Origin of the sequence: Sporolactobacillus inulinus, assembly GCF_006539285.1 — a bacterium.
In the GTDB taxonomy this organism is placed as follows: Bacteria; Bacillota; Bacilli; order Bacillales; family Sporolactobacillaceae; genus Sporolactobacillus; species Sporolactobacillus inulinus.
Genome location: NZ_BJMS01000008.1, coordinates 19336 through 33645 on the forward strand (window position 1 = coordinate 19336; position 14310 = coordinate 33645).

Annotated in this window: 12 protein-coding genes; 7 read left to right on the forward strand and 5 right to left on the reverse strand. The window is 42.5% G+C overall.

Annotated elements, in window-relative coordinates; translation table 11 throughout:
* Nucleotides 1-130 precede the first annotated feature (130 nt).
* Complete coding sequence (locus SIN01_RS01660) at nucleotides 131-487, reverse strand: hypothetical protein (protein ID WP_010025390.1); 357 nt, start codon at nucleotides 485-487, stop codon at nucleotides 131-133.
* 146 nt (nucleotides 488-633) lie between these two features.
* Here SIN01_RS01660 and SIN01_RS01665 point away from each other — a divergent pair, with 146 nt between their 5' ends.
* The 5 genes from SIN01_RS01665 to gnd all read left to right on the forward strand — a co-directional run bounded on the left by SIN01_RS01665 (nucleotide 634) and on the right by gnd (nucleotide 7861).
* Entirely contained in the window at nucleotides 634-1527 is an 894-nt protein-coding gene (locus tag SIN01_RS01665) for a putative RNA methyltransferase (RefSeq protein ID WP_010025389.1), read from the forward strand.
* Between the two features lie 113 nt (nucleotides 1528-1640).
* On the forward strand, nucleotides 1641-2408 hold the full coding sequence (locus SIN01_RS01670; RefSeq protein WP_010025388.1) for a DeoR/GlpR family DNA-binding transcription regulator: 768 nt from the start codon (nucleotides 1641-1643) through the stop codon (nucleotides 2406-2408).
* Between the two features lie 152 nt (nucleotides 2409-2560).
* Nucleotides 2561-4465, forward strand: coding sequence for a PTS fructose transporter subunit IIABC (locus SIN01_RS01675; RefSeq protein WP_047034764.1), 1905 nt, complete (start codon nucleotides 2561-2563; stop codon nucleotides 4463-4465).
* A 152-nt stretch (nucleotides 4466-4617) separates the two neighbouring features.
* On the forward strand, nucleotides 4618-6792 hold the full coding sequence (locus SIN01_RS01680) for a glycosyltransferase-like membrane protein (RefSeq protein ID WP_047034763.1): 2175 nt from the start codon (nucleotides 4618-4620) through the stop codon (nucleotides 6790-6792).
* A 169-nt stretch (nucleotides 6793-6961) separates the two neighbouring features.
* Entirely contained in the window at nucleotides 6962-7861 is a 900-nt protein-coding gene (gene gnd / locus SIN01_RS01685) for a phosphogluconate dehydrogenase (NAD(+)-dependent, decarboxylating) (RefSeq protein WP_010023410.1), read from the forward strand.
* A gap of 71 nt (nucleotides 7862-7932) precedes the next feature.
* Here the strand turns inward: gnd and SIN01_RS01690 are convergent, their stop codons facing one another.
* The gene (locus tag SIN01_RS01690; protein ID WP_010023409.1) at nucleotides 7933-9663 is read right to left on the reverse strand and encodes a pyruvate oxidase; all 1731 of its coding nucleotides are present in this window, start codon (nucleotides 9661-9663) and stop codon (nucleotides 7933-7935) included.
* Between the two features lie 238 nt (nucleotides 9664-9901).
* Between SIN01_RS01690 and SIN01_RS01695 the strand changes: the two genes are divergently transcribed.
* Entirely contained in the window at nucleotides 9902-10492 is a 591-nt protein-coding gene (locus SIN01_RS01695) for a hypothetical protein (protein WP_010023407.1), read from the forward strand.
* Between the two features lie 114 nt (nucleotides 10493-10606).
* On the opposite strand, the gene SIN01_RS01700 is transcribed toward SIN01_RS01695, so the two are convergent.
* From SIN01_RS01700 to lexA, 3 genes are all read right to left on the reverse strand, one after another.
* A complete protein-coding gene (locus tag SIN01_RS01700; RefSeq protein ID WP_029548074.1) occupies nucleotides 10607-12286 on the reverse strand; it encodes an ABC1 kinase family protein in 1680 nt (559 codons plus the stop codon).
* Nucleotides 12287-12308: 22 nt separating this feature from the next.
* Complete coding sequence (locus SIN01_RS01705; protein WP_141305920.1) at nucleotides 12309-12647, reverse strand: phasin family protein; 339 nt, start codon at nucleotides 12645-12647, stop codon at nucleotides 12309-12311.
* 188 nt (nucleotides 12648-12835) lie between these two features.
* Entirely contained in the window at nucleotides 12836-13450 is a 615-nt protein-coding gene (gene lexA, locus SIN01_RS01710) for a transcriptional repressor LexA (protein ID WP_029548073.1), read from the reverse strand.
* A 174-nt stretch (nucleotides 13451-13624) separates the two neighbouring features.
* Here lexA and yneA point away from each other — a divergent pair, with 174 nt between their 5' ends.
* Entirely contained in the window at nucleotides 13625-13927 is a 303-nt protein-coding gene (yneA, locus tag SIN01_RS01715) for a cell division suppressor protein YneA (protein WP_010023400.1), read from the forward strand.
* Nucleotides 13928-14310 lie beyond the last annotated feature (383 nt).

The window sequence follows — 14310 nt, forward strand, 5'->3', positions numbered from 1 at the left end:
TAGACGTCTGTTTGACATTTAGATGCCCTCCTTATGATTTAAGCAAGCACACTGGAGTGAGACGCTCAAGTGTCGTATTTGCCACGAAATCGTTTCATCCCTAATGACAGTCTTTATAGTACAGGAACCCTTAATAATAAAATGGGAAAGGATAAAGAAATGGGGTCGCAAATAGGAAGAATGGGAATAGAAAACGATTAAACCTTCGAAATCTTCGACGCGGTCTAGGGCCATAGAAAAAACGCGAGTCAGCTTCAGGTTCAGCGTCCTCAGGTACCAGCATGATTACCCCTTGATCAGTAACCTCTTCGACGATTCCTTCCATTTGTGTGCCATCGGCCATCTGTGCAATGACATAGTAATTCATGTATTTTCGGCATAGGTTATTTAGTGCTTGTGTGTTGTCAGTGGACTGATTTACATTTCGATCATTCATTTCATGAGGAACAAAAAGTGACTGATTGTTTTCTTCGTACGGATAACTCATCATCATCTCTCCTTTATGCCTTAGTGTATTCACCCATTTTTCGAACCGTGACAAAAAAACCAAGCGGCACACGCTGTGTTATAATGTGTCAATGAGTTAATTTGCCGATAAATCAACGGTAATTCGTAGACAAGGTTGTGTGATGTATGAATAATAAGATGCGATGCGCTGAAAAAATGCAGCAGGAGCTGCAACTCTTTCATTGTCCGCTTTGTGGAGAAGCGTTTACGCTTGTTAATGAACAAAGGAGCTTAAGGTGTCCGCATGCACACACCTTCGATATCGCCAAACAAGGGTATGTCAATCTGCTAACAAAAGCTGTGCATACCCATTATGATAAGCAGCTTTTTGAAGCACGTCGAAGAATCATTGTTGGACATCAGTTTTTTAATCCGCTCATGGAACGTATCGTAAACGATATAGATAAGCAGATGAGCAGCAACATGGCTCAACAATCGACGATCCTCGATTTAGGTTGCGGTGAAGGATCGCATCTGGCAGCTATTTGTGACGCTCTTTCACAACAGACTTCGAAACAAATTACGGGCTGTGGTATTGATCTTGCCAAACCAGGTATTCAATTATCTGCAAAACACTATCCGAATCAAATCTGGTTCGTCGGAGATCTCGCGCAGCCTCCTTATCAAAAACACAGCTTTCAATTTTTGCTTAATATTCTGTCGCCATCAAACTATGATGCATTTGATTCGTTACTTGAATCCGGTGGTTCTGTCATTAAAGTCATACCAGGAGAACACTATCTTCAAGAGTTGCGCCGTGCATTTTACGGCACTGCTAGAGCCAACTACTCGAATGTTGAAACACTTCGTCTGTTTAAAGAGCATTATCCTGAATCTGAAATGCATCATCTTTACTATACAGTACAGCTCGATAAAGCAGGATTGAGTGATTTGCTATGCATGACTCCGCTTACTTGGAACGTACCAGAACCCGCGCGCCAAAATTTTTTGAATCAGGAAACCTCCATCATTACGTGTGATTTTATATTGCTGATCGGACGGAAAGCGAACAAAATCTAAATCAAAACCAGTCACATTCATTCAATAAGCGCTACGGAGAAAGAATGATTTTGAAATCATTTGATTGATTTTGAAGAGAAAAGTGGTACAATAGGTTGTGTGGAGGAATGAATATGTTGGCTGAAGAAAGACAGCTGATGATCTTGAAGACTTTAGCAGTTGACCATGTGGTTAAGTTGAAAGAACTCGTTTCGATGCTCAATGCTTCTGAATCCACTGTTCGGCGGGATTTGCAAGAACTAGAGAGCCGTCATCTTCTCCGGCGTGTGCATGGTGGTGCATCACTTCTACGGAAGGTAAATGATGAACTGGATATGGAGTCAAAAACGCTTAAAAATGTGCAGCAAAAGAAAGCGGTTGCGCGATTAGCTGCGACGAAAATCAAAGATAATGATTGTATATTCCTAGATGCCGGAACAACGACATTAGAAATGATTCATTTTATTACAGCAAAAAATGTAACCGTTGTCACCAATGGTCCTGCACATGTTGACCTGCTCGTTCGAAAGAAGATCATTTGCTATTTGTTGGGTGGACAAATGAAATCAACGACAAAAGCCGTCATTGGAAGTTTGGCACTGCAAGCGATCAATTTATTTCGGTTTGATACTGCATTCATTGGCGTAAATGGCATTGATCCGTCAATGGGCTATACGACTCCGGATCCGGAAGAAGCAGCGCTGAAGCGGCGCGCACATGATCTTGCACAACGAACTTACATTGTGTCGGACAGCAGCAAGTTCTCTGAGATCTCTTTTTGCAAGATTTTTGATCTCGCTGAAGCGATCATCATAACCGACCATCTGCCTGACTTAGATGGCTTCAAAGTCACCGAAAAAACGGAGATCTATGTAGCTGATCAAGAAGCAGCTGATCGGTAGGTAATCGCTGAGATTGATCAGCCAATACGTTCAGTTTTTACTGGATAAAACGAAGTTTTGTTTTTGATAATAAATGAAACCGATTACCTCAAACCAGTATCTGAACGATGATGCTCCGCAGACTTAGATTAGTAAAAAGGAGTGGAACTTCGATGAGAATTACGGATTTAATGATTGAAAGCGCTATGGTTTTGGACATGAAAGCGACAACTAAAGAGGGCGCAATCGATGAGCTGATTTCCAGTCTTGAAAAAAATAATCGAATTAATGATCCAGAACTCTTCAAAGAAATGATTTTGAAGCGTGAAGCACAATCAAGCACCGGTATTGGCGATGGAATCGCAATGCCTCATGCAAAAACAAAAGCGGTCAATAAAGCAACCGTTGTTTTTGGCCATAGCAAAAAAGGGATTGATTACAAAGCCCTTGATGGACAACCTTCATACCTATTCTTTATGATTGCAGCCCCTGAAGGAGCAGCTGATGTCCATCTGCAAACGCTGGCAGCATTGTCCCGACTGCTGATTGACCACGATTTTGTTGAACAAGTAAAACAAGCAGGCACGGCACATGAGGTTGCCCAACTTTTTAATGAAAAGCAAGCAGAGCATGATGCAGAAGAAGCGAGAGAGGCAGAAGATAAAAACACCCATGCACTTCAAGCATCATCTGAAGAGCAATTCGTAGTTGCCGTTACCGCCTGCCCAACGGGAATTGCACACACCTACATGGCTGAAGACGCTTTGAAGAAAAAGGCAAAAGAAATGGGCGTAGCTATTCGTGTTGAAACAAATGGCTCAGAAGGGGCAAAGCATGTGCTCACTAAAGATGAGATTGCCCGTGCTGCCGGAGTCATTGTTGCTGCAGACAAGAAAGTTGAAATGGCTCGTTTTGACGGTAAAAAAGTACTGCAAACCCCGGTAAGCGATGGGATTCGCAAACCGGAAGAACTAATCAATAAAGCACTGCATGGCCAAGCACCTGTATACCACGCAGAAGGCAGTGAAGCTGAAGAAAGCGAGCAAGTCGGCAAGGAATCGGTTTGGAACAAGATTTATAAGGATCTGATGAACGGTATTTCACATATGCTGCCGTTTGTCGTTGGTGGTGGTATTTTACTTGCCATTTCGTTCCTTTTTGAACATCTAGGCAAAGATAATACAATTTTTCAGATGCTTAGTGCGATTGCCGGGGGAGGCACAGGAGCCTTTCACTTCTTAATACCAATTCTCGCAGGATTTATCGCGATGAGTATCGGTGATCGACCGGCGTTGATGCCTGGTATGGTTGGCGGTTTTCTGGCAGCAAGTGCGAATGCCGGTTTCCTTGGCGGTCTTGCCGCTGGTTTCCTCGCCGGATGGGTGATTATCTTGCTGAAAAAAGTATTTAGCGGTCTTCCGCGTACTTTGGACGGTATAAAACCGATTCTGCTCTATCCTGTTTTGGGTCTGTTGATTACGGGAGGATTAATGTACTACATCCTTAACCCAATTTTTGAATGGATTAACACGGGATTGATTGGCGGTTTGAACCATCTTGGAACAGGAAATGCAGTTTTGCTTGGTGTTGTTCTTGGCGGTATGATGGCCGTTGATATGGGCGGCCCGGTAAATAAGGCTGCTTATACCTTTGCGATTGGTGTCTTTACAAGCAGCGGCAACGAAAATGGTTTAATGATGGCTGCCGTAATGGCGGGTGGAATGGTACCGCCGATTGCGATCGCTTTAGCTTCATCGCTCTTTAAAAACAAATTTACTGAAGAAGAACGCAAAGCAGGTATAACAAACTATGTGCTCGGTTTATCGTTTATTACAGAAGGTGCAATTCCTTTTGCAGCTGCCGATCCGCTTCATATCATTGGTTCGAGTGTGATTGGTGCTGCAATTGCTGGGGGATTAACTCAGTTTTGGAACATTAATATTCCGGCACCTCATGGCGGCATCTTCGTTGTACTCCTTGGTAATCACCCGATTCTGTTCTTGGTTTCGATTATCATTGGATCAATTGTTTCCGGGTTAATTCTTGGACTTTGGAAAAAGCCCGTAAGAAGTAAATAAATAAGCATAAGAATAAAACATTATTCCAATGAGTTAAAAGCGGCTGTAGCATCGGCCGCTTTTTTTATGTCTGAAATGTGATAATAGCAGTGGTTTTGACAAATACTAGTCCAGTAATTACTGAAAATCAGATCTTCTGGGTGTGAGCATTTTTGGCTGGTAAACGTCGATTAATTCAATTATTTTCAGGGGCGTTTGTTCTGTTTGGCGGGGTTTTTTTGCTGATGAGCAGTGCAGGTCCGCTTTTTCTTGGGACCTATTTAAATTACGGAAATCTTGCCTACTCAGCGTTGGACTTAACCTGGATCCTGTTGCTATTAACGGTTGTTTTTATACTTTTCTTACTGTCGATGCACCGCTTGTTATGTGCGTGTCATGAGAAAACGGTGTATCGCTTACGCTTTTTGCTGGTGGCTGTGATTGGTGTCTATGAACTTTTCCTCCTAATCGTATTTTCAGGGGTCCAGCCTCCTGAAATAGATGGCGGGCATGTGTTTATGAAAGCCTATCATTTATTGGAAACAAACAGAAATGATGCAAGCACAATTTATTTTCAGATCTATCCGAATAATCTCCCTTTGCTGCTGATCCGCTATGGCCTTTACCACATCTTTCCATTTCAGTCGGTCGATGCATTGTTGTTCCTTGACCATTTGCTCTGTATGACTGTGTTAAATTGCGCTATTTTTTTCTCAGCAAAGATCGTTAAGATGGTTTTCGGATTGAGGATGAGTGTGTTTTTTTTCGTGCTGATCGCTACTTGTTTCCCATTGTTTTTCTATTCGCTTTACTTTTACTCGGATACTTTGATGATTATGATGCCACCGCTTTTGATCTATTTATGGATGCGCTATGAGCAGGGCAACAAGCATTATGGTGTTTTGTTTTGTCTCCTGCTCGCTGCCGGCTGCGTTATTCGCCAGAATCTAATTCTTTTTTTGCCCGCACTAATCATTTATCTGCTCTTACAGAAGCGTATGAAACAGGTTTTGATTCTTAGTGTTGTGACGCTTGGTGCATTGCTCATCATGCAAAACTCAGTGGTGCAGCTGGCTGAAGGAATGCATCTTAAGTCAAACGATCGTGTGAAGATGCCGACGACACACTGGATCATGCTTGGCCTGTCCGAACAAGGTCGGTATAATTACAAAGATTTTCAACGAACATTCAACAAAGAGACGCAGGAAGAGAAAAGAAAAGTGACGACTGATGAAATCAAGAAAAGGCTGCATGAGAAATCAATCGGAGCACTGGTATCTCTGTGGTTTGTTAAAGCGTTCCGCGTCTATGCAGATGGCTCGATGGGCTACTATTGGTATCTGGGAAATACATCAACACACTCCTTGATGTACGATTATTTAATTGGAGGACAACGCGCGTTATTTCTTCTAATCATTCAAGCCTTCCACTGTGCCAATTTGTTTTTTCTTCTTTGTTCTGCACTTCGTTCGTATCGTAAAAAGCAAATCGATACGGATCTGTTGTTGCAAATTATGCTCTTTGGCAATTTCGTGTTTTATATTTTTGTTTGGGAAGCAGAGCCTCGCTATGCGCTACTGTTCTTCTTCCCATTTCTAATTATGAATTGTTATGGCGTTTCCAGGTTGCAGCAGTGGCTCAGTGAAAAGAGGCAGATGCATCGCTCGCTGTGGCCAATAACGAGTCAGCGTGCCGCACATCTGCTTGTGATCCTGCTTTTAGCTGTTACTGTTTTCCATTTCCGTGCGATCACACAAGAGAGTGATGTGCAATACCGCTATGCGATAAATCAAAATCAGCGCAAAGGCTCGCTTCAAGCTCGAGTTTCGCTTAACCAGAATGTTTCACAAACCTTTTATGCGGATCGGTCATTTGATCATATCTCATTAGGAATGTCTCGTTCAAAAGGGGAGGGCACATATCAAGTAACACTTCGCTCTCGATCTGGGGATGAAGGACAAACGAAGCGATTTACAAAACATGACTTGAAGAGAGGAACACTTTCCGATTTTAATTTTGTTCGCCCTTTTCGCGGCAAGAAGAAGTATGTCTTAACGGTTTCGATGATTGGCAATCAGCAGCAGAGTTATCTAGACTTGGCGATCCATGGAAAAGGATTATTCGAACAGAGAGATTTGTATCGAGGCGGTTCTTTAAGGGTCAACGGACGAATGTTAGAGGGAAAAGACTTACAATTCCGTGCTTATCTGCGTGATACACGTCCCTATTTATCAACAACGAGTTATTTCGCGTTTGTGAGTATCCTGCTCCTGATGATCATCCTGTTTGCAGATGTATATCGAGACCCAGCTGAAGTGCTACGGCACATGCCTCCCGATCCTGCTTAATTGGTACATGGAAAATGCCTCCGTCTTTACTGAAGTGAAGATTGTTGTGGAATTTTGTACTTGAGTGGATTGTGGGTGTTGAAAAAAACATTTGATTTGGAGAACCTGGCCGAATGGGTTAAACTTAAAGAAGAGAAAAACATAAATTTTGATAAAATAGGTGATTGAAATGAAGATCGGACTTATTGGATTGGGAAAGATGGGGTACAACCTTGCACTTAATATGTCTGAACATGGTTTTGCGGTTAACGCCTTCGACCTGTCCGAAGCAGCTGTAAAAAAAGCACAAGAAACTGAAGGGATTGAAGGTTTCACTTCAGTAGAAAAGTTGGTAAACAGCCTTAACACGCCTCGGGTATTCTGGCTGATGGTTCCAGCAGGGGATCCGACAGAACAAACGCTCAAAACGCTTCTTCCTCTGCTTGACGAAGGCGATATTGTGCTTGATGGAGGCAACTCACGCTACACAGATACACTTCGCCGTTACGCGCTATGTAAACAACAAGGCATCTCATTTATGGATGTCGGTACATCCGGCGGGATGAGCGGTGCGCGCCATGGTGCTTGTATCATGGTCGGCGGAGAAGAACGATCCTTTAGCTATCTCGAACCACTCTTTAAAGCGATATCGGTTGAGGATGGCTATCTCTATACGGGGAAAGCAGGGAGTGGCCATTTCTTAAAAATGGTTCATAATGGCGTCGAATATGGCATGATGCAGTCGCTTGCCGAAGGGTTTGAAGTTTTGCAGAAAAGTGAATTTGATTACGATAATCAGGCTGTGGCAAAGGTGTGGAACCATGGTTCAGTGATCCGCAGCTGGCTTGTGGAACTTCTTGAAGATGCTTTTTCAAAGGATGGTAATCTAGAGAAGCTGAGTGGGGTAATGTCCTCATCTGGTGAAGGAAAATGGACGCTGGAGACCGCTCTTGATATGCAAGTACCGACTCCGGTCATTGCTCTATCACTTTTGATGCGTTATCGTTCTCTGGAAAACGATACGTTCTCTGGCAAAGTGGTTGCTGCCTTGCGTAATGAATTTGGCGGACATGCTGTTGTTGAAAAATAAAGCCTTGTGAATCAGAAAAGGATCTGCCCCTTTACGGGCAGATCCTTTTTTGACTTTATTATAAAAATTGATTACAGGAATCGGCGCATAACCGTCTTCATCGGCGGCATTTTTTCCATTTTGTGATTTTCAGCGATTGATTTCGCCGTAAATCGTGCATAGCCCTTTGCTTCATCCATCACAATTTTTCCTGGAAGCGGCGCAGCATTTACATCTACAGCAACATCAAGAATTACCGGTACGTCTGATGCTTTGGCCTGTTCCAGAGCCGGCTGGAGTTCTTCATAGTTTTGAATCCGGAATCCTTTTCCGCCGCATGCTTCTGCAAACTTGGCATAATCAATATCACCAAAGTCAACAGCATATTTTAATTGACCGGCGGACTGTTGTTCATATTTAATGAATGCCAATTGTTTGTTGTTTAAAACGACAACAATTATCGGCATTTTGTAATGAACGGCCGTAGCAAAGTCTTGCATCACCATGGCAAAGGCACCATCACCCGTGATGGCAATGGCTTGACGATCCGGGAATGTCTGCTTGGCTGCGATGGCACCGGGAAGACCGCATCCCATCGTACCTAGCCATGCGGAAACAATAAAATCTTGATTTTCTCTAAGTCTGAGATAACGCGTTGACCAAACGGTTGACGTACCGACATCCACAGAATAGATCGTGTCATCCTCAGAAATGGATTCAATGCCTGCCATCAATGCTTCAGGAGCAATCGGTGATTTCTTTTGATCTTGGTCCTCATTCATCCAGTTCCACCAAGTCTTCATGTTGTCTTGGCATGTTTTCAGGAATGGACGGTCGGAAACAGGTGTCACGTGTTCGGTTAAGTAGTCGAGCGCTTCAGCAGAATCACCGACAATTCCATTGGTTACCGCATAACGCTTACCGATTTTTTCAGGATCAATGTCGATCTGAACGCATTTTGCACCTTCCGGAAGATACGCTGCATAGGGATAGTCGGTACCGATCATGATCAGCAAATCGGAACTTTTCATTGCTCGATAAGCAGGCTTTGTACCGATTTTGCCAATATTGCCAATAAAGTTCGGGTGCAAGTCTGAAATTGCTCCTTTGCCTGGCAGTGTAATCGCAACGGGTGCATCGATACGTTCTGCAAAGGCTTTGAGTTCATTCTTTGCATTTTTCGCGCCAACACCTGCTAAAATGACCGGGCTTGTTGCCTTGTTAATTAAGGCAACAGCATCATTCAAATCATCTTGAACAAGACCAGGCGTTTTCTTCTCAAAAATCGTTGAAAGTTGAGGCGCGCTGTCGGAAATTTCACCTAGCGGAATATCATCCGGAATGGAGAGAACCGCAACGCCGCGTTTTGTATAAGCAGTGCGGATTGCTTGGTTGACAACAGCCGGGAAGCTTTCAGCACTTGTGATCTTTTTGTTGTATACAGCAACATCTTTAAACAGTTCCACTGTGTCGACTTCTTGAAAATAATCGGTTCCGGTCAAACGTGATGGAATATGTCCGACAAGTACAAGCATCGGTACATGATCCATCTTAGCATCATACATGCCGTTGAGTAGGTGAATCGCACCAGGACCGCCAATAGCAAGGCATACACCGATTTTTCCGGTTAGTTTTGAATAAGCTGCGGCTGCGAGTGAAGCGACTTCTTCATGACGAACCGTGTAAAATTTTATTTTGCTTTCTTCTTTGCGTAGTGCTTCAACCATCGTGTCGATGGAGTCGCCGGGGATACCATAAATATGATTAATGCCCCAGTTTTCCAGCAACCTGACGACTGCGTCACTTGCTTTTACTTTTCCCATATTGGGTTCCTCCTCCAGAGTTGAACACATTCTTGAAACAGATCTTTGTTTGCGTTTCAAGAACTTTCTCTATATAAAATGTGACAATAAATTGAACCTTATGAGTCTATTTTATGACAAACAGAAAAAAATGCAAACGGATATGCTCATAAATAATAAGCGGACAGGGTTATCGATACTTCTTTTTCAACTGGATTGTTTCTATAATAGAGAAGAAGAATTGAAGGAGGGATTGTGCTTGAGTTTTGTTTCAATTATTGCATCGAATCAATGGGTATCAGTGGTGAGTGACGGAAACCAAGTTGAAGCAAGCAATGCGGGAGAGGTTCAGATCAGTTTGTCGAAGAAACCAAGTTTTGTACGTATTTCAGAATATCAATTCATCGCATGTACGGGAAGTGAGAAACGATTGAAAAGGATAAAACGTCTTTTCACGTTTCAGGACCATCCTTATAAGATTGATTCTGCAATGCTTGCACAGCTGAAAGAAGAGGTAACATCCGTACCTAGTGACCGGCAAGATGTTTTGCTCGCGATAGCCGATGCTGCTGAAGGCTGTGTCTGCCGCATGATCTCAAATAAACCCGGGGCACGTTGGATTACGCTACGCCCGGAGTATGATAGAGCAGCTACACTTTTTTTGGCAGGAAAAGGAATTGATGAACAGAAAATCAGCTTTCTATCTGATGAGTGCAATCGGCTTTTGCGTCATAAAGAGGGGAAGTTAGACAATGCGATTATCGTGCAGACGCAGCTTAATCGCATTGCAGCAACACTTGATGCGACAATTGGTTCCCGAGTTTTTCATTTATCGATTAAAGCGCCTTGATCGATAAAAAAATCATCCTGAGGTTTGAGCGGCAAACAGTGAAGCGGATGTCATTGCATGTTCACTGAGGAGTCAAAGGATTAATTCTGACCAAAAGTGATGGAAGCTCTGGTTTTAAAAACGGCCGGAGCGGAAAATTGAAAGAAGGACGATCATAAACATGAAAAGAACGATAGTGACCGCTATGCCAAGAATTGGGATGTTACTGATAAGCGATCGAGCACCGAATGCCTCGCCAAGAATAATACATGCCAAAATGATGCTGAATGAAAGCAGCATAATACTGAATGAAATACGGTTCGCAGCGCGATCCACTTTGGCAAGCAGAAATTCCAATTGAGGAAGTTTCATTTCGACACGGGTTTTCCCTTTATTTAAATGCGTGAGTGTTTTCCGCAATAAAGAAGGCAAGTGTATGCTGTTATCAACAACATCATAACTGTTCATGAATAGTTTCTTTGTGAGATCAGTCAGGTTCAACCGGTGTATGAGTAATTTATGACCATAGGGTTCTGCAAGCTCAAGAATGCTTATTTCACAATCAAGTTGGGTAATAATTCCCTCGAGTGTGATGAGTGATTTTCCGAGCAGTGTATAGTTCTTTGGAATGCCAATCCGATGTTTTTTGGTCACTTCAAAGATATCATGAACCACCTTACCGATGTGAACTTTTTTAAAAGGGAGCATGTAATATTTTTCACGAAGTGCATCCAGATCTGTTTTGAACTGACGCTCATTCAAATCGTCTGGAATGTCGGTCATTACAGACAACGTACGAACCAACAAGTCTGTGTTGCCTTTCATTAATCCAATAATTAAATCGCCAAAATCTCGTTTCATCGTTTCATTTAAATAACCGACTTGACCAAAATCAATGTAGCCGATTTTGTTTCCGGAGAAGAAGAATAAATTGCCGGGATGAGGATCTCCGTGAAAAATGCCGAAGATGAGCGCTTGATCAAGAAAGGAACGAACAAGCCATTCACAGAGCGTTGTTTTATCAATCCCTGCCGGAGTATGCTCAATCAAATCCTGAACTTTGTAACCGTTAATATAGTCTAAGGTTAAGACGCGGGCTGAGGAATAATCATCGTAAACCTTAGGAATGACGACTTGATCGTTATCACTAAAAAAGGAATAAAGCTTTTTCGTGTTTCGCGCTTCTCGTGTATAGTCCAATTCTTTATGAACGGCTGTAGAAAATTCTTCCACGAGATCCAACACTTGATAAGTGCGTGCCCATTCGTACCGTTTATCGACAAGGGAGGCTAAGTCCCATAGAATTTCAATGTCATTGGCAACAATAGATTCAATGTCAGGACGTCTGATTTTAACGGCAACTTCCTCGCCACTTTTCAATTGAGCATGGTGCGCCTGACCCATTGAAGCCGCGGCGATACACGAATCATCAAAACGAGCAAAGACTTCTTCAACGGGTGCCCCGAATTCCTCAGCAATAATCTGCTTGATGGATTCTACGTTTACGGGTGTAACCTGATCCTGAAGATTGCGCAGTTCGTCAGCAATTTGCTCCGGTAATATATCGGTCCTCAAGCTGAGCAGTTGGCCAAGTTTAATAAAAGTAGGTCCGAGTTCTTCTAACATAAGCCGTATACGTTGCCCTAATGACCGCTGCTCTTTCCCGTTTCCAGATAAATCAGCCGCAATCTGTTTGGGTAATGAGAGTAAATGAAACAGGCCGACATCTTTTACAAGATAGCCGAATCCGTATTTAACCAGAACTGAAACAATTTCCCGATATCTTTTAAGATGACGAATGTGTTTTCCAATCATAGTCACTTCACCTGAAAAAAAGTTATTTTTCTTCATTTTCTTTCTGGCTAACAACCGCCTTTAATTGCTTAAATTCAGATTCTAACGCGGCAATTTGATGCTGAAGCTGTGCCAGTTCTTCATGTGTGGCAAATCCAAGTTCGTGAAGTGAATCGCTGATTCCTTGATGCAGCTGTTGGTTCAAATTATCTGTACTTTTCTTTCCTTTATCCCCCAATGTTTTCAGCAACGCCTTCGTTTCATCAGCTGCCGCGCTGCCGTTATTAGAAAGGTCGCTAAGTATTTTTTCGACTTTCTCCTTGCCGGCAGAGGCTGCTCCGAGCCCAATAAGGAAACCTGTTTTCAACCATTCGTTCATCATTCATTCCTCCTTTTCTTTTCTCTATTTTAACCGACTGAACGGTACCTGTATACGAAACCAAACTTATTGTCACTTGAACCGTTGTTCTGGTTCTGAATACGTCGCTATCATTCTTTTTCCATAAACAAAAACTCCTGAAGATCGAGATTCTTCAGGAGTTTGTAAAAGCAATTTACGGATGAGAGAAGCTATTTGATGGTGCGAAATACACCGATTACTTTTCCGAGGATCACACAGTTATCGAGTAAAATCGGATCCATTGACGGATTTTCCGGTTGCAGACGAATATGGTCTTCCTCTTTGAAGAATCGCTTGACGGTTGCTTCATTCTCATCAGTCATTGCGACAACAATTTCTCCATTTTCTGCAGTGCGCTGCTGACGGACAATCACTTTGTCGCCGTCGAGAATTCCGGCGTTAATCATACTTTCACCAGTTACATTGAGAATAAATGCGTCATCGTCTTCAACGATTGAGAGCGGAACAGGGAAATATTCTTCAATATTTTCAACTGCACTTATCGGAAGTCCTGCGGTCACTTTGCCAATCACCGGAATGTTTACCGTTTTCTCAGTAAAAATGTCTCCATCATGATCGAGAACCTCGATTGCCCTTGGCTTTGTGGGGTCACGTCTGATTAAGCCTTTTTTTTCAAGTCGTGCTAAATGACCATGTACCGTTGAACTCGATGCAAGCCCAACGGCATCGCAAATCTCGCGTACAGAAGGGGGGTAGCCTTTACTGGCAACTTCATGTTTTATGTAATCAAGGATTGCTTGCTGCCGATTTGAGAGTTTCATGATACTTCTCCTTTTCCTTATCTTGACAATAGTATAGCATTTGAAAAAAACAGATGCAAACATTTGTTCTAAATACATTTGTTCTAAATACATTGACACAAATACATGTTCGCATTAAAATAGAGAGAACGAACAAATGTTCTTGAGAACAAGCATTCCTAACGAGGGGGAACAAAAATGAATATGAAAGCGAAGCAAAAAACCAGAGGATTATCATTTATTATCTTATTTTGCATTTTGTCTGTCGTTTTATTTTTCACATTAACGAATACAGTGGCTGCGGATCAAACGATATATAAAGAAGTAACGGTCAAGCACGGAGACTCACTGTGGTCAATTGCGACCGATTATAAAGATGAAACACCGAGACTTACCAAGCAGGCATTCATTGATTGGGTAAAACATGAAAATGGTTTGGTGCGCGACCAAATTGTTCCCGACCAAAAACTGATTATTCCGGTGAAAAAAGAAAATAAATAATGAACGACCAAGCTTTTAAAAGACGCAAAAAAGACATTTTTGTGATATACTGTTATATAACAAAGGGATTGATGAAATGATGTATTAGTACAATCGTTTCTTTTCCTTTTTGTTTTTGAAGTTTATGAATCCATTAATGGCATTTTTCCATTAATGGCCATTTTTCATCCTCCTTCAGATGGAAAGCGGACTGATGTTCAGCCTCTGCTTTCTTTTTTTTACCGATAAAGAAAGCAAGTTTAAGACTTATGGTACAGGGATCAACGTCGCCTCTTTAGAAAATGGGCTCTGAATAGAACGCTGGCACAAGACGCCTGCGGGAGTGCAGGCCAAAGGAGACCCCGCAGATAAATTGCGTGTCCGAGGAGGCTCCTGGACTGCTC